At 67.9% G+C, this 16,469-nt stretch carries 15 protein-coding genes; 7 read left to right on the top strand and 8 right to left on the bottom strand.

Annotated elements, in window-relative coordinates:
- Window positions 1-25 precede the first annotated feature (25 nt).
- Window positions 26-994 (top strand): heme A synthase, encoded by a 969-nt coding sequence (locus IFT51_RS07020; RefSeq protein ID WP_243213428.1) that lies wholly within the window; start codon window positions 26-28, stop codon window positions 992-994.
- Window positions 995-1,011: 17 nt separating this feature from the next.
- On the opposite strand, the gene IFT51_RS07015 is transcribed toward IFT51_RS07020, so the two are convergent.
- On the bottom strand, window positions 1,012-1,935 hold the full coding sequence (locus IFT51_RS07015) for a heme o synthase (RefSeq protein ID WP_192060360.1): 924 nt from the start codon (window positions 1,933-1,935) through the stop codon (window positions 1,012-1,014).
- Between the two features lie 297 nt (window positions 1,936-2,232).
- On the opposite strand from IFT51_RS07015, the gene tkt reads away from it, so the two are divergent.
- The 6 genes from tkt to pgl all read left to right on the top strand — a co-directional run bounded on the left by tkt (window position 2,233) and on the right by pgl (window position 10,440).
- The gene (tkt, locus tag IFT51_RS07010) at window positions 2,233-4,326 is read left to right on the top strand and encodes a transketolase (protein ID WP_192060359.1); all 2,094 of its coding nucleotides are present in this window, start codon (window positions 2,233-2,235) and stop codon (window positions 4,324-4,326) included.
- A gap of 29 nt (window positions 4,327-4,355) precedes the next feature.
- On the top strand, window positions 4,356-5,483 hold the full coding sequence (gene tal, locus IFT51_RS07005) for a transaldolase (RefSeq protein WP_192060358.1): 1,128 nt from the start codon (window positions 4,356-4,358) through the stop codon (window positions 5,481-5,483).
- Window positions 5,480-7,075, top strand: a complete 1,596-nt coding sequence (locus tag IFT51_RS07000; protein ID WP_192060357.1) for a glucose-6-phosphate isomerase — start codon at window positions 5,480-5,482, stop codon at window positions 7,073-7,075. Before tal ends, IFT51_RS07000 begins: the two co-directional genes overlap by 4 nt.
- A 97-nt stretch (window positions 7,076-7,172) precedes the next feature.
- Window positions 7,173-8,708, top strand: coding sequence for a glucose-6-phosphate dehydrogenase (gene zwf, locus IFT51_RS06995; RefSeq protein ID WP_192060356.1), 1,536 nt, complete (start codon window positions 7,173-7,175; stop codon window positions 8,706-8,708).
- On the top strand, window positions 8,705-9,655 hold the full coding sequence (locus IFT51_RS06990) for a glucose-6-phosphate dehydrogenase assembly protein OpcA (protein ID WP_192060355.1): 951 nt from the start codon (window positions 8,705-8,707) through the stop codon (window positions 9,653-9,655). Before zwf ends, IFT51_RS06990 begins: the two co-directional genes overlap by 4 nt.
- A gap of 14 nt (window positions 9,656-9,669) precedes the next feature.
- Complete coding sequence (gene pgl / locus IFT51_RS06985; protein WP_192060354.1) at window positions 9,670-10,440, top strand: 6-phosphogluconolactonase; 771 nt, start codon at window positions 9,670-9,672, stop codon at window positions 10,438-10,440.
- A 92-nt stretch (window positions 10,441-10,532) separates the two neighbouring features.
- On the opposite strand, the gene IFT51_RS06980 is transcribed toward pgl, so the two are convergent.
- The 7 genes from IFT51_RS06980 to rapZ all read right to left on the bottom strand — a co-directional run bounded on the left by IFT51_RS06980 (window position 10,533) and on the right by rapZ (window position 16,443).
- The gene (locus IFT51_RS06980) at window positions 10,533-10,889 is read right to left on the bottom strand and encodes an RNA polymerase-binding protein RbpA (protein ID WP_055797491.1); all 357 of its coding nucleotides are present in this window, start codon (window positions 10,887-10,889) and stop codon (window positions 10,533-10,535) included.
- Entirely contained in the window at window positions 10,889-11,140 is a 252-nt protein-coding gene (gene secG / locus IFT51_RS06975; RefSeq protein WP_055797488.1) for a preprotein translocase subunit SecG, read from the bottom strand. Before secG ends, IFT51_RS06980 begins: the two co-directional genes overlap by 1 nt.
- Window positions 11,141-11,255: 115 nt before the next feature.
- Window positions 11,256-12,044: a triose-phosphate isomerase gene (gene tpiA / locus IFT51_RS06970; RefSeq protein WP_192060353.1), complete on the bottom strand. Its 789-nt coding sequence runs from the start codon at window positions 12,042-12,044 to the stop codon at window positions 11,256-11,258.
- Window positions 12,038-13,249 carry a phosphoglycerate kinase gene (gene pgk, locus IFT51_RS06965; RefSeq protein WP_192060352.1) on the bottom strand — a complete coding sequence of 404 codons (1,212 nt, stop codon included), beginning with the start codon at window positions 13,247-13,249 and terminating at the stop codon, window positions 12,038-12,040. The genes tpiA and pgk overlap by 7 nt, the downstream gene beginning before the upstream one ends.
- 82 nt (window positions 13,250-13,331) lie before the next feature.
- Window positions 13,332-14,336, bottom strand: a complete 1,005-nt coding sequence (gene gap / locus IFT51_RS06960) for a type I glyceraldehyde-3-phosphate dehydrogenase (protein ID WP_055797479.1) — start codon at window positions 14,334-14,336, stop codon at window positions 13,332-13,334.
- Window positions 14,337-14,522: 186 nt separating this feature from the next.
- On the bottom strand, window positions 14,523-15,503 hold the full coding sequence (gene whiA, locus IFT51_RS06955) for a DNA-binding protein WhiA (protein ID WP_192060351.1): 981 nt from the start codon (window positions 15,501-15,503) through the stop codon (window positions 14,523-14,525).
- Window positions 15,504-15,561: 58 nt separating this feature from the next.
- Window positions 15,562-16,443 (bottom strand): RNase adapter RapZ, encoded by an 882-nt coding sequence (rapZ, locus tag IFT51_RS06950; protein ID WP_192060350.1) that lies wholly within the window; start codon window positions 16,441-16,443, stop codon window positions 15,562-15,564.
- Between the last annotated feature and the right edge of the window lie 26 nt (window positions 16,444-16,469).

Below are 16,469 nucleotides of genomic sequence, written 5' to 3'. Positions count from 1 at the left end.
CGAAAGCGACGAAAGGCAGCAGTTCGTGAGCAACACACAGGTGGGTCCGGTCGGAGTGCTGTCGCGCGTCAGGTCGTGGCTGCCGACGACGGTCGACCGACGGGTCCGCATCATCGCCTGGGCGTCGTTCGCCTGCCAGGTCCTCCTGATCGGCACAGGAGGCGCGGTCCGGCTCACCGGGTCGGGTCTCGGCTGCCCCACGTGGCCGCGGTGCACGCCCGAGTCGTTCGTCAGCACCCCCGAGATGGGGATCCACGGCGTCATCGAGTTCGGCAACCGTCTGCTCACCTTCGTGCTCACGATCGTCGTGATACTCGCGTTCCTGGCCGTCATCCGGATGCGCGCCGTCCGACGCGACCTCTTCGTCCTGACGCTCATCCAGGGTCTCGGCATCCCGTTCCAGGCGGCTCTGGGCGGCGTCACGGTGCTGACGGGTCTCAACCCCTACATCGTGGGTGCGCACTTCGTCGTGTCGATCTTCCTCGTCGCGCTGACGACCGTGCTCCTCTGGCGCGTCTTCAAGGGACCACGCGGGGCGTACGCGGCGACGTCGAGCGGCTACGCCCGACTCGTGCACGTCGCGGCGGCCGTCGTCGGCGTCACGGTGATCGTCGGCATCCTCACCACGGGATCCGGTCCGCATGCCGGCGACGCCGCCACACCTCGCAACGGACTCGACCCGGCCGTCATGGATCACGTCCACAGCTGGCCGGCCTACGCCACGCTCGCCCTGACCATCGCGATCGTCGTGTGGACCATCAGGGCCGGTCTCCCCCGGCGGTTCCCCGTCCTCCTGCTGGGCGTCGAACTCGTCCAGATCGCCGTCGGCATCACCCAGGCCCGCACCGGTCTTCCGCCCGTGCTGGTCGGAAGCCACATGGTGCTGTCGGCGCTGCTCGTTGCCGCCATGACCGCGGTCGTCCTGTCTCTCAAGAACGACCAGGCGCCCGACGAGATCGACGCTCCGATGGAACGGGACGTCGCGCGGATCTGATCTGCTCTCGGACCGGCTCAGAAGGCCAGGAGCGGGTCGATGCCGACCGCCAGGAAGAGCAGCGTGAGGTACGTGATCGAGCTGTGGAAGACCCGCATGGGTCGGACCTCGGCCACCTGCTGGATCGCGCGGCTGTACAGCCGGTGGGACTCCCAGATGAACCAGAGTCCGCTGGCGACGGCCACGACCGTGTAGAGGACGCCCATGCCGGCGACGGGGATGAGCAGCAGCGAGCAGACGACCGTGGCCCAGGCGTAGAGGATGACCTGAAGCCCGACGATCGATCGACCGCGCACCACGGAGAGCATGGGCACCTCGGCTGCCGCGTAGTCGTCGCGGTACTTCATCGACAGCGGCCAGTAGTGGGGCGGCGTCCAGAGGAAGATCACCATGAAGAGGATGACCGGCGCCCAGGTGAGCGAGTTCGTCACCGCCGCCCAGCCGATCAGTACGGGCATGCACCCGGCGATGCCGCCCCAGACGATGTTCTGAGGCGTGCGACGCTTCAGCCAGAGCGTGTAGACGACGACGTAGAAGAGGATGGCGCCGAGCGAGAGAGCGGCGGACAGCAGATTGACCGTCAGGGCGAGCCACGCGATCGACGCGACACCCACCACGTACGAGAACACGAGCGCCTCGCGATCGGACACCTCGCCGGTCACGAGCGGGCGACCCTGCGTCCGCTTCATGATCCGATCGATGTCGCGATCGATGTAGCAGTTGAAGGCAGAGGCCGAGCCCGCGCTCAAGGCGCCACCGATCAGCGTGGCGGCGACGAGCCACAGATTCGGCACCCCGCCCTGCGCCAGGAACATGGTCGGCGCCGTGGTGACGAGCAGGAGCTCCATCACGCGGGGTTTCGTGAGGGCGACGTAGGCCCGAGCCTTGCGACGGATGCCCCGGGGTTCGGTGTCGGGGCGGGTGTCTACGGCTGCGGTCATGAGTCCTCTAACGAGATGAGCGGATTGCTCGAAAAGTCTAGGCGATGATCGTCGGCGGTGACGGTTCTCTGGGAGTCACATGCGGGCAGGACCGGCATGTTCGTCCCTATACTGACAGGTGCTTGCCAGTCGCACGCCCGTTCGGCGCTGGAATCTCCGACATCGGAACCCATTTCCCCGTCTTGATCCCACCCTGCGGTGTGCGTTCGACCGAAGCCGACGACGTCTCGGCAGGCGCATGTCAGCGCGGGAGCGAATCGACCCCGCGCAATCCGCATCAAGAAGGGTCAACTTCCAGTGGCAGATCTGCAATGGGAATCCATTGACAACAAGGCAGTCGACACCGTCCGCGTTCTCGCGGCCGACTCGGTCGAGAAGGTCGGAAACGGCCACCCCGGCACGGCGATGAGCCTGGCGCCCGCCGCCTACCTCCTCTTCCAGAAGGTCATGCGCCGTGACCCGAGCGACAGCGAGTGGATCGGTCGCGACCGCTTCATCCTCTCGGTCGGTCACAGCTCGCTGACGCAGTACGTCCAGTTCTATCTCGGTGGCTACGGCCTCGAGCTCGACGACCTCAAGGCCCTCCGCACCTGGGGTTCGAAGACGCCGGGTCACCCCGAGTACGGACACACCGACGGCGTCGAGATCACGACCGGACCTCTGGGTCAGGGTCTGGCCTCCGCCGTGGGCATGGCCTACGCCGCCCGCTTCGAGCGTGGGCTCTTCGACCCCGAGGCGGCCGTCGGCACCTCGCCGTTCGATCACCACGTCTACGTGATCGCCGGCGACGGCGACCTGCAGGAGGGCGTCACCAGCGAGGCCTCCTCGCTCGCCGGCCACCAGCAGCTCGGCAACCTCGTCGTCATCTACGACTCCAACCAGATCTCGATCGAAGACGACACGAACATCGCCTTCACCGAAGACGTCCACAAGCGCTACGAGTCCTACGACTGGCACGTCCAGGTCGTCGACTGGAAGAAGACGGGCGAGTACGTCGAAGACGTCCGCGCCCTGAACGACGCCATCGAGGCCGCCAAGGCCGAGACCGGCAAGCCGTCGCTGATCATCCTCAAGACGATCATCGGCTGGCCCTCGCCCAAGAAGCAGAACAGCGGCAAGATCCACGGCTCCGCACTCGGCGCCGAAGAGCTCGCCGGCCTCAAGGAGGTCCTCGGCTTCGACCCGGAGAAGACCTTCGACGTCGACCCCGAGGTGCTCGAGCACACCCGCAAGGCCGTCGAGCGCGGTCAGGCGCAGCACGCCGAGTGGACCACGTCGTTCGACGAGTGGGCCACCGCCAACCCCGACAAGAAGACGCTGCTCGACCGCGTCCTCAAGGGCGAGCTGCCCGAGGGCCTCGACGCGGCTCTGCCCGTCTTCCCGACCGACAAAGAGGTGTCCACCCGTGCCGCCTCGGGCAAGGTCATCAACGCCATCGCCGAGGTCGTCCCCGAGTTCTGGGGTGGCTCCGCCGACCTGGCCGAGTCGAACCTGACCACGATCGCGGGCGGTGGCTCGTTCGTCCCGACCGAGTGGTCGACGCACGAATGGCAGGGCAACCCCTACGGGCGCGTCCTCCACTTCGGCATCCGCGAGCACGCCATGGGCTCGATCATGAACGGCATCGCATTGCACGGCAACACGCGCGTGTTCGGCGGGACCTTCCTGATCTTCAGCGACTACATGCGTCCTGCAGTGCGTCTCGCGGCTCTCATGAAGTCGCCCGTCACCTACGTGTGGACGCACGACTCCGTCGCCCTCGGCGAGGACGGCCCCACCCACCAGCCGGTCGAGCAGCTGGCCGCGCTGCGCGCCATCCCCGACTTCGACGTCGTCCGTCCGGCCGACGCCAACGAGACCGCCTGGGCCTGGAAGACCATCCTCGAGCGACACAGCGGCCCCGCCGGTCTGGCGCTCAGCCGCCAGAACCTCCCCGTCTTCGAACGCGGAGAGGGCGACGCCGACGGCGACACCTTCGCCTCGGCGAAGAACGTCGCGAAGGGCGCCTACGTCCTCGCCGAGGCTCCGGGAGGCACGGCGGACGTCATCCTGATCGCCACCGGCTCCGAAGTGCAGATCGCCGTCGAGGCCCGCGAGGTGCTCAAGAGCGAGGGCATCAACGCCCGGGTCGTCTCGGCTCCCAGCCTCGAGTGGTTCGACGAGCAGAGCGCCGAGTACAAGGAATCCGTCCTGCCCGCCGCCGTCAAGGCGCGCGTGTCCATCGAGGCCGGCATCGCGATGCCGTGGCGTGCGATCGTCGGCGACGCCGGCCGCAGCATCTCGATCGAGCACTTCGGTGCCTCCGCCGACTACAAGACGCTCTACCGCGAGTTCGGCATCACGACCGAAGCCGCCGTCGCAGCCGTCAAGGACTCGCTGGCCGCTCTCTGAGCGCCTGCGAAGAAGAGAGAAGAAGAGAAATGACCGAATCAAACACCGCACAGCTGTCCGCCGCCGGCGTCAGCATCTGGCTCGACGACCTGTCGCGTGAGCGCATCAACGCGGGCGGGCTCCAGAAGCTCATCGCCGAGCGCAACGTCGTGGGGGTCACCACGAACCCCACGATCTTCGCCTCGGCTCTGGCCAAGGGCGAGGCGTACGACGACCAGGTCGCGCTCCTCGCGAAGAGCGGCGTGAGCGTCACCGACGCAGTCTTCGAGATCACGACGGACGACGTGACGCGTGCCAGCGACATCTTCCGCGAGATCTACGACAGCTCGAAGGGATTCGACGGCCGTGTGTCGATCGAGGTCGAGCCCGGTCTGGCTCACGACGCCCAGGGCACCATCGACCAGGCGATCAAGCTGGCCGCCAAGGTCGGTCGTCCCAACGCGCTCATCAAGATCCCCGCGACGGTCGAGGGCCTCGAGGCCATCACCGCGGTGATCGCCCAGGGCATCAGCGTCAACGTCACGTTGATCTTCAGCCTGGAGCGCTACCGCGCCGTCATCAACGCCTACCTGACCGGTCTCGAGCAGGCCAAGGCCGCCGGCATCGACATCACGACGATCCACTCGGTCGCCTCGTTCTTCGTGTCGCGCGTCGACACCGAGATCGACAAGCGCCTGGACGCGGTCGGAACCGACGAGGCGAAGGCCCTCAAGGGCAAGGCCGGCGTCGCGAACGCCCAGCTCGCCTACGAGGTCTACACGCAGGCCTTCGACACCGAGCGCGCCAAGGGCCTGCTGGCCGCCGGTGCCAACAAGCAGCGTCCGCTCTGGGCCTCCACCGGTGTGAAGGACCCGAACGTGCTCGACACGACGTACGTCGTCGAGCTCGTCGCGGCCGACGTCGTCAACACGATGCCCGAGAAGACGCTCGAGGCGACCTTCGACCACGGTGACATCCGCGGCGACTCGATCAGCTCCTCCTACGCCTCCGCCAACGAGGTCATGGACGCCATCGCCGCCCAGGGCGTCTCGTACGACGAGGTCACCGAGCTGCTCGAGAAGGAGGGCGTGGAGAAGTTCATCGTCTCCTGGAACGAACTGCTCGACACCGTCACCGCCGCGCTCGAGGCGTCGAAGCCCGCCGAGGCCGCCAAGTGACCATCACGATCGCAGCGAGCGGCGCCGCCGCGGAAGCCATCGAGAAGGTCGTCCCGCAGCTGGTCGACGACCTGGTCGCCTCCGGCATCACCGCTCAGAACCCCACTCTCTGGGGTCCTGACGCGGAGGACGAGTCGGCCAAGCGACTCGGCTGGACGGAGGCGGTCGTCGTCTCGACCCCGCTGATCGACCAGATCGCCGAGCTCCGCGAGGAGCTCGCGGGCAAGGGCGTCGACCACGTCGTGCTCGCGGGCATGGGCGGTTCGTCGCTGGCTCCCGAGGTCATCACACGCACCTACGGCGTCGAGCTGACGGTGCTCGACGCCACGGAGCCCGGTCAGGTCCTGACGGCCCTCGCCGACCGCCTCGAGCGCACCGTGCTCGTCGTGTCGTCGAAGTCGGGCTCGACCGTCGAGACCGCCAGCCAGCGCAAGACCTTCGAGAAGGCCTTCCGCGACGCCGGCATCGATCCCGTGGACCGCATCGTGGTCGTGACCGATCCGGGTTCGCCCCTGGACGCCTCCGCCCGTGAAGCCGGTTACCGCGTCTTCAACGCCGACCCCAACATCGGCGGTCGTTACTCGGCGCTGTCCGCGTTCGGTCTCGTGCCGTCCGGTCTGGCCGGTGCCGACATCCGCGAGCTGCTCAGTGAGGCCGACGCCGTCACCGTCGAGCTCGCGCAGGACTCCGTCGACAACCCGGGGCTCGTGCTCGGCGCCGTCATCGCCGGCACTCAGCCGCTGCGCGACAAGATCGCCATCGTCGCCGACGGCACGCACATCATCGGGTTCCCCGACTGGGCGGAGCAGCTGATCGCCGAGTCCACCGGCAAGCAGGGGCGTGGGCTCCTGCCCGTCGTCCTCGGCACCGACGGACCGGAGATCTCGCTCGACCTGCACGACGTGCAGGTGGTGCGCCTCGTCGCCAACGCAGCGGAGACCCGTGAGGTCGCCCCCGGCGAGGTGGAGATCTCCGGCTCGCTCGGCGGTCAGATCATGGTCTGGGAGTACGCGGTCGCCGTCGCCGGTCGACTGCTCGACATCAACCCGTTCGACCAGCCCGACGTCGAGTCCGCGAAGATCGCGACGCGGGCTCTCCTGGACGACCGACCCGCTCCGACTCCCCCGGCCTTCACGGCCGAGGGCGTCGAGGTGCGACAGGTCGGAGGCCTCGAGGTCGGGGACTCGCTCGACAGCGCTGTGACGGCGCTGCTGTCGCATCTCGACGACGACGGCTACGTGTCGATCCAGGCGTACATCGATCGGGTCGCGAACCCGGAGCTCGAGACGCTGCGCGACGCTCTCGCGGCGCGCACGAAGCGCCCCGTGACGTTCGGCTGGGGACCTCGGTTCCTGCACTCGACGGGTCAGTACCACAAGGGCGGTCCCGCCAACGGCGTGTTCCTCCAGATCACGCAGGTCGCCGAGCGCGACCTCGAGATCCCGGAGAGCCCGTTCACCTTCGGGCAGCTGGTCCAGGCGCAGGCCGCCGGCGACGCGAAGGTGCTCGCCGAGCACGGCCGTCCGGTGCTCACCCTGACGGTCACCGACGTGGCCGCGGCGCTCCCCGCGCTGCTCGCCTCGCTCCGTTGACCGAGCGGGTCGGCGTCGTCCGCGACGCCGGCCCGCCTCCCGGTCTGGGTGTGCGAGACCCCGCCGGACAATCACGACCCGAAAGAAACCACCACGCATGTCACCGGTCGAGATCACTCCCGAATCGAATCCCCTGCGACTCCCCTCCGACCGTCGTCTCAATCGCATCGCCGGGCCCAGCGGTCTGATCATCTTCGGCGTGACCGGTGACCTGTCGCGCAAGAAGCTCATGCCGGCGGTGTACGACCTCGCGAACCGCGGCCTGCTGCCACCCGGCTTCGCCCTCGTGGGCTTCGCCCGACGCGAATGGGAGGGGCAGGACTTCGAGCAGGTGGTCTACGAGGCGGTGAAGGAGCACGCCCGCACGCCCTTCGACGAGGACGTCTGGCGCCAGCTCAAAGAGGGCTTCCGCTTCGTCCAGGGCGTCTTCGACGACGCCGACGCGTTCACCCGTCTGAAAGACACCATCGAGGAGCTCGACCGCGAGCGGGGGACGATGGGCAACCACGCGTTCTACCTGTCGATCCCGCCGAAGGCGTTCCCGATCGTCACCGAGCAGCTCCGCAACTCCGGACTCGCCGAAGAACGAGACGGCGCCTGGCGTCGTGTCGTCATCGAGAAGCCCTTCGGCAGCGACCTGAAGACCGCACGTGAGCTGAACGCGGTGGTCGAGACCGTCTTCGAACCCGACTCCGTCTTCCGGATCGACCACTACCTCGGCAAGGAGACCGTCCAGAACCTCCTCACGCTCCGGTTCGCGAACCAGATGTACGAGCCTCTCTGGAACTCCAACTACGTCGATCACGTCCAGATCACCATGGCCGAGGACATCGGCGTCGGGGGTCGCGCCGGCTACTACGACGGGATCGGCGCCGCTCGGGACGTCATCCAGAACCACCTCCTCCAGCTCCTCGCCCTCACCGCCATGGAAGAACCGGTGTCGTTCACCGCGAAGGACCTCCGCGCCGAGAAGGAGAAGGTCCTCTCGGCAGTCCGTCTGCCGGAGGACCTCGCGACGGGCACGGCACGCGGTCAGTACTCCGGCGGCTGGCAGGGCGGTGAGAAGGTCCTCGGGTTCCTCGATGAGGAGGGCATGAACCCCGAGAGCGTCACCGAGACCTTCGCCGCGATCAAGCTCGAGATCGCGACGCGCCGGTGGGCCGGAGTCCCGTTCTATCTCCGGGCAGGCAAGCGCCTCGGGCGCCGGGTCACCGAGATCGCGATCGTCTTCAAGCAGGTCCCGGAGAACATCTTCGGCTCTCAGACATCACTGGGGCAGAACGCCCTGGTCGTCCGGGTCCAGCCCGACGAGGGCGTGACCCTCCGCTTCGGTTCGAAGGTTCCCGGCATCGGCACCCAGGTGCGTGACGTCACGATGGACTTCGGCTACGGACACGCGTTCACCGAAGCGAGCCCCGAGGCCTACGAGAGGCTCATCCTCGACGTCCTCCTCGGTGATCCGCCGCTCTTCCCCCGACACGAGGAGGTCGAGCTGTCCTGGAAGATCCTCGACCCCATCGAGGAGTTCTGGGCCGGTCGAGGCCAGCCCGAGCAGTACCGCCCAGGCACCTGGGGTCCGAAGTCCGCCGACGAGCTCATGGCCCGCGACGGCCGCACCTGGAGGCGACCATGATCGTCGATCTGCCCGACAGCACCATCTCCCGAGTTCAGAAGTCGCTCGTCTCCATCCGAGAGGAAGGAGGCGCGGTCGCTCTCGGTCGGGTGCTCACCCTGATCATCTCCACCTCTCTCGGCGAGGAGGAGGAGGCCATCGAGGCGGCGAACGAGGCCTCGCGCGAGCACCCCATGCGGGTCATCGTGATCTCCACGTCACGCGGCGAGGGCTCCGACGTGGACGCCCGCCTGGACGCGCAGATCCGTGTCGGCGGAGACGCGGGAGCCAGCGAGGTCATCGTGCTCCGTGCCTACGGCGACACCGCCAGCGACGAGGAGGGTCTCGTCACCGGGCTGCTCCTCCCCGACGCCCCGGTCGTCGCCTGGTGGCCGGGCAAGGCGCCGGCCGTCGTGTCGGAGTCCCCACTCGGACGCATCGCCCAACGCCGCATCACCGACGCTGCCAGCCAGGACAACCCGCGACAGACGATCGTCGACCTCGCCGAGACCTACGCCCCGGGTGACACCGACTTCGCCTGGACCCGGCTGACGCTCTGGCGGACTCAGCTCGCGGCTGTTCTCGATCAGCCTCCGTACGAGCCCGTCACCGCGGTCGAGGTCAGCGGCGCGCCGGACTCCCCCTCCACCCTCCTGCTCGCGGCGTGGCTGCGGTTGCAGCTCCAGGTGACGGTGGACAACGAGCTGACGACACGCGCCACCGGCTCGAGCGGCATCCAGGGAGTGCGACTGCTGCGCGCCTCCGGAGCCATCGAGCTCGAGCGCGAGCAGGACAACGTCGCGACGCTGCGGCAGCCGGGTCAGCCGACGCACGACCTCGCGTTGCCACGCCGTTCGCTCCGCGACTGCCTCGCCGAGGAACTCCGTAGACTCGACCCCGACGACCTCTTCGGTGATGTCGTCGAACATGGGGTTCGCCAACTGAGCGAACCCGTCCAGGACAGCTAGGGCAGACGATAACCGTGACAAACGAACGCCGGGTGCTCGTGCACTCCACCAAGGAATCGCTGGGGGCGTCCGTCGCCGCCCGGTTCATCACCAAGATCATCGACGTGATCGAGGAGCAGAACTACGCCTCGGTCGTCGTGAGCGGTGGCTCGGTCAGCACACTCGTGCTGGCGGCCATCAACGCCTCGCCGGCACGCGACAGCGTCGACTGGTCGAAGGTCTCGTTCTGGTGGGCCGACGAGCGTTGGGTGGAGGCCGGCCACGCCGACCGCAACGACCACCAGGCCGGAATCGATCTGCTCGACCACATCGGCGTCGATCCGGCGAACGTGCACCGCTTCGGTGCCGTCGGAGACTTCGAGGACGTCGAGGATGCGGCCGCCTCGTATCGGGCCGAGCTCCTCGAGCACGCCCAGGGCGACGACACCTCGCCCCGCTTCGACATCACCCTCCTGGGGGTCGGTCCCGACGGGCACATCGCGTCGTTGTTCCCCGACAAGGAGCAGATCCGCGCGACTGATTCGACGGTGCTGACCATCGACGACTCCCCCAAGCCGCCGCCGGTCCGCCTGACTCTGAGCCTGCCGGCGATCAACAACTCGCAGCGCGTCTGGATGATCCTCGCGGGTGCCGAGAAGGCGTCGTCGCTGGGTCTCGCTCTCGCCGGGGCGGGTGCCGACCAGGTGCCCGTCGCCGGGGTCAAGGGTCGCAAGCGAACCGTCTTCTTCGTCGACGACGCCGCTGCCGCCGAGGTTCCCGAGAAGCTCATCGCCTCCACCTACTGAGTCCGCGCACGACGAAGCCCCGCAGCATCGCTGCGGGGCTTCGTCGTCGTCACCGGTGCATGACCCCGGTGGTGCCGGACAGGACGACCGGGTCAGGCCTTGCCGCGGCGGACCCGCAGCTGCTGCAGAGCCTCTTCCAGCAACTGCGCCGCTTCTTCTTCGGACCGACGTTCTTTGACGTAGGCCAGATGCGTCTTGTACGGCTCGAGCTTGGCGACGCTCGGCGGGTTCGCCTTGTCACGACCGGCCGGGAGACCGCTCGACGGCGAGTCGACGGTCTCGGGGATCTCGTCTTCAGGGACGTTCGCGGCGAAGTGCCGCACGACCTCGTTGCCCAGGGCGTCCCAGTAGGAGATGGTGATCCGCTCGGCGTGGTAGCCGCGATCCTGCTCGCCCATCGGACCTGCACCGACACGCGAACCCCGGATGGCGCTACCGCCCGATGCCATCAGGCCACCGCCGAGAACTTGGTGATGAGGCCGAGCACGACGATGCAGGTGATCCAAACCAGGCCGAGGAAGACAGTGATGCGGTTCAGGTTCCGCTCGGCGACGCCGGACGCGCCGAGGTTGCTCGTGACACCGCCCCCGAACATGTCGGAGAGACCGCCACCCCGACCTCGGTGGAGCAGGATGAGCAAGGTCAGCAGGAGGCTCGTGATGCCGAGCAACACCTGCAGGATGACCTGAAGAATTTCCACGTGGGACCTTTCGATGCGGTGAGACCGCTAACGAGTATAACCGGCGGCTTGGTCTCCGGCGTCCTCCCTCGCGGAACCACCCGGCGGTGACACCGTCTGCGAGGACGCCGGACCCTCAGACGCCGACGTGCGAGGGGAACCTGACGATGCTGGCGAACTCATCGACGTCGAGGCTGGCACCGCCGACGAGGGCGCCGTCGACGTTGGGTTCCCGCATGAACGACGCGATGTTGGAGGACTTCACCGACCCGCCGTAGAGGATCCGCGTCGCCGCAGCCGAGTCGGAGCCGAGGACGTCGGCGAGGGCCTCACGCAGGGCTGCGCAGACCTGTTCGGCCTGCTCGGCCGTGGCGGCCTTGCCGGATCCGATCGCCCAGACCGGCTCGTAGGCGACGACTATCTCGGCGTCGGCCGGGAGGTCGGCGACGGCCGCCCGGAGTTGCGCCACCGGGACCGCACTCGGACCGTGCTCTTCGAGATCGGCTGCGGTCTCCCCCACGCACAGGACCGGGACGAGCCCGTTCCGGTGGGCGGCGAGGACCTTGGCGGCGACGACCGCGTCGGTCTCCCCGTGCATCGTGCGCCGCTCCGAATGCCCCACGATGACGTAGCGGATATCGAGCTTGGACAGGAAGGCACCGGAGATCTCACCGGTGTGTGCGCCGGAGTCATGCGCTGACAGATCTTGCGCCCCGAGGCCGAGGTGCAGCTTGTCTGCGTCGAGGAGCGTCTGGACCGATCGGAGGTCGGTGAACGGCGGGAAGACGACGGCCTCGACGGTCGAGTAGTCGTGCTTCGCGTCCTTCAGGCTCCAGGCGAGCTTCTGCACGAAGGCGATGGACTGCAGGTGGTCGAGGTTCATCTTCCAGTTGCCTGCGATGAGGGGCGTGCGTGTGGTCACCATCCGAGGACCTCCAGTCCGGGAAGACGTTTGCCCTCGAGGAACTCGAGGCTGGCTCCACCACCGGTGGAGATGTGGCCGAACTGGTCGTCCGAGAATCCGAGTGCTCGGACGGCTGCGGCGCTGTCGCCGCCGCCGACGACCGCGAGGCCGTCGACGTTCGTCAGAGCCTCGGCCACGGTCTTGGTGCCGTGGGCGAAGGCGTCGAACTCGAAGACGCCCATGGGGCCGTTCCAGAACACGGTCTTCGATCCGAGGACGATCTCGGCGAAGCGAGCCGCGGTCTCCGGGCCGATGTCCAGGCCGATGGCGTCGGAGCCGAACGCCGACGACTCGATGCCGTCGATCTGGACGGTCTCGTGGTCCGCGTCGGCCGAGAACGCCGAGGCCACCTCGACGTCGACGGGCAGGACGATGCGGACGCCCCGCCTCTCGGCGTCGTCGAGATACCCCTGGACGCGTTCGATCTGATCGGACTCGAGCAGGCTCTTGCCGACCGGGTGACCCTGCGCGGCGAGGAACGTGAACAGCATGCCGCCGCCCACGAGGAGGTTGTCGACACGGGGCAGGAGATGCTCGATGACGCCGAGCTTGTCCGAGACCTTCGACCCGCCGAGCACGACCGTGTAGGGGCGCTCGGGCTCGACCGTCAGCTTCTCGAGCACGGCGAGCTCCGCGGCGATGAGCGAGCCGGCGGCGCTCGGCAGCAGCTTGGGCAGCTCGTAGACGCTCGCCTGCTCACGGTGGACGACACCGAAGCCGTCGGAGACGAACACGTCGCCGAGCTCGGCGAGACTGCGCGCGAAGGCTTCGCGCTCTTCGGCGACCTTGGAGGTCTCGGCCGCCGTGAACCGGAGATTCTCCAGCACGGTGATCTGTCCGTCCTGGAGGGCGGCGACCGCGTCGCTGGCTTCGTCGCCCACGGTCTCCGACACGAAACCGACGCTCTTCCCGAGCAGTTCGCTGAGTCGCTGGGCGACGGGACGGAGGCTGTACTCGGGAGCGATCTGGCCATCCGGCCGGCCGAGGTGGCTGATGACGACGACGCGAGCACCCTGGTTGATGAGCGTGTCGAGAGTGGACACGGAGGCGCGGACACGACCGTCGTCCGTGATGCGTCCGTCTTTCAAGGGGACGTTGAGGTCGCAGCGGACGATTACCCGCCGGCCGGAGAGGGAGCCCAAGGACTCGAGGGTTCGCAGGGTCATGACCTTCTCTTCATTCGACGAAGGCGGCCGGGCACGGGGCCCAGCCGCCTTCGGTGGTTCGGATCGATGGATGACGCCGGTGTTACAGGCGGTCGGCCACGTACTTGGTCAGGTCGACGAGACGGTTGGAGTAACCCCACTCGTTGTCGTACCAGGAGGTGATCTTGACCATGTTGCCGATGACCTTCGTGAGGCCCGAGTCGTAGATCGAGGAGTGCGGGTCCGTCGTGATGTCGGACGACACCAGCGGGTCTTCGGAGTAGGCCAGGATGCCCTTGAGCTCACCCTCGGCGGCGGCCTTGTAGGCCGCGTTGATCTGCTCGACGGTGACCGGGGTCGACGTCTCGAGCGTCACATCGGTGATCGAGCCGGTCGGGACCGGGACGCGCAGGGCGTAGCCGTCGAGCTTGCCGGCCAGCTCGGGGATGACGAGACCGATGGCCTTGGCTGCACCCGTCGAGGTCGGCACGATGTTGACGGCCGCGGCGCGGGCACGGCGCGGGTCCTTGTGCGGGCCGTCCTGGAGGTTCTGGTCGGCCGTGTAGGCGTGCACCGTCGTCATGAGGCCGCGCTCGACGCCGAAGTTGTCGAGGAACACCTTCATGAGGGGGGCGAGGCTGTTCGTGGTGCACGAGGCGTTCGAGATGATGTCGTGCTTGGCGGGGTCGTAGATGCCCTCGTTGACGCCCAGGACGATAGTGGCGTCGTCGCCGGTCGCGGGTGCCGAGATCAGGACCTTCTTGGCACCGGCCGTGATGTGCTTGCGGGCGTCTTCCGCCTTGGTGAAGAAGCCGGTCGACTCGATGACGATGTCGACGCCCAACTCGCCCCAGGGCAGGTTGGCAGGGTCGCGCTCGGCGAGGACCTTGATGGGCTTGCCGTCGACGACGATCGAGTCGCCGTCGAGTTCGACGGTCGCGTCGAGGCGACCCGTGATCGAGTCGAACTTGAGGAGGTGCGCCAGCGCGGCGTTGTCCGTGAGGTCGTTGACGGCGACGATCTCGATGTCGGTGCCCTTGGCCAGCGCGGCGCGGAAGTAGTTGCGGCCGATACGACCGAAGCCGTTGATGCCGATCTTGACGGTCAATGAAACTCCTGTTGCTCAGGCGTCGTGGGGACGCGTGGAGGGGGTGGGCGACCAGACCCGAGAGCGCACCCGACACCGGAGGGGCAGAGGATGCGCAGCCGTACGCGACACTACCAGGCGAGGCCCCGTGTTACCCCAGCCCCGACGATGCCCGGGACACCCCGGTGAGCATCGGGGCGGCGGGTGTCAGCGGAGGTCGAGGTCGGCGGGGAGACCCGAGTCGGTGCCCGGGAGACCGAGGTCGGTGGCCTTCTTGTCGGCCATGGCGAGCAGACGACGGATCCGCCCGGCGACGGCGTCCTTCGTCATCGGCGGGTCGGCATGCTGACCGAGTTCGTCGAGGCTGGCGTCCCGGTGCGCGAGCCGGAGATCGCCGGCGTACTTCAGGTGATCGGGGATGTCGTCGCCGAGCAGCTCCATCGCCCGCTCGACCCGCGCGCAGGCCGCGACCGCCGCCTCTGCGGATCGACGGAGATTCGCATCGTCGAAGTTGACCAGACGGTTCGCCGTGGCACGGACCTCGCGACGCTGTCGCATCTCCTCCCACTCGTCGACGGATCGGAGGGCGCCCATGGTCTTCAGCATCGAGCTGATGGCCTCGCCGTCTCGGATGAGGACCCGGTGAACCCCTCGCACCTCCCGGGCCTTCGCCGGGATGCCGAGCCGACCCGCGGCGCCGACGAGCGCCATGGCCGCCTCGTTGCCGGGGCAGATGACCTCGAGCGACGCTGAACGACCCGGGTCGGTGAGCGTCCCCTGCGCGAGGAACGCGCCGCGCCAGATTGCTGCGAGGTCGTCGCGCGATCCGGTCGTCAACCTGTTGGGGAGGCCGCGGATGGGTCGGCGACGTTGATCCATCAGACCCGTCTGCCGTGCCAGCGTCTCGCCCGCCTCGTGGACGCGCACGAGGTAGTGGTTGGTCCGCCGGACACCCGAGGCGGCGATCACCGACACGTCGCTGCGGGCGCCGTAGAGCTCGGCCAGGTCTTTGCGGACACGGCGGGCGATGACCGGACTGTCGAGCTCGGCCTCGACGGCGATGCGCCCCGAGATCACGTGGAGCCCGCCTGCGAAGCGCAGGATCGTCGCGACCTCGGCGGCCCGGACGGTCGTCCGGCTCACCTCGACCTGAGCGAGTTCTTCTTTGACGTCGGCAGTCTGAGCCAAACCTGGGTTCCTTCTCTCGGTTCGATCGGCGCACGCGAATGTCGGCCGATCGGCACGGTCATTCCCTGCCGAGGTCGCGATGCTTCACGCTGACGGCCACACCACGGAGCTCGCGCAGATGCGCTGCCAGTTCACCGACGAGGGTGACCGATCGATGCTTGCCGCCCGTGCAGCCAATGGCGATCGTAGCGTGTCTCTTGTTCTCACGCTGATAGCCCTCGAGCACGGGCTCGATGGCGGCGCCGAACGCCTCGATGAAGCGGCGAGCCCCCTGCTGCGCCATCACGTACGACGTCACGGGCTCGTCGAGGCCGCTCTGAGCCCTCAGCTCGGGGACCCAGAACGGGTTCGGCAGGAACCGAGCATCGCCCACCATGTCGGCGTCCGTGGGAAGTCCGTACTTGAAGCCGAAGCTGAGGACGGTCACCTGGACGCCGGGATCCTCCGACTCCGCGAAGGTCTCGGTGATGGCCGTGGCGAGCTGATGGATGTTCAGCTCGGACGTGTCGATGATCACATCGCTCGTCTCGCGGAGCTCCTCCATCCGGGCCCGCTCCGCGAGGATGCCGTCCAGGAGCGTGCCGTCACCCTGCAGCGGATGAGGCCGACGCACCTGTTCGAAGCGACGGACGAGCACGGCGTCGGTGGCGTCCAGGAACAGCACCCGCACCTTGCTGGGCATGCTCATCCGGAGCGTGCGCACCGCCTCCTGAGCCTCGGAGAACAGCCGCCCGCCTCGGACGTCGATGACCGCCGCGATCTTCGGCAGCGAGTCACCCGCCCGCTCGGCGAGGTCGAGGAGAGGACGGAGCATCTGCGCGGGCAGATTGTCGACGACGTACCAGCCCAGGTCTTCGAGGGCGTTCCCGACGGTTGATCGCCCGGCGCCTGACATCCCCGTGACGATCAGGACCTCTTGCTGTTCGCTTGCGTCGCTCATGTGTGGTGACCTTCGGTCGAGGCTGT

The sequence above is a fragment of the Frigoribacterium sp. CFBP 13712 genome (genome assembly GCF_014842255.1).
Taxonomy (GTDB): domain Bacteria; phylum Actinomycetota; class Actinomycetes; order Actinomycetales; family Microbacteriaceae; genus Frigoribacterium.
This window is presented reverse-complemented; position numbering and strand designations above follow the sequence as displayed.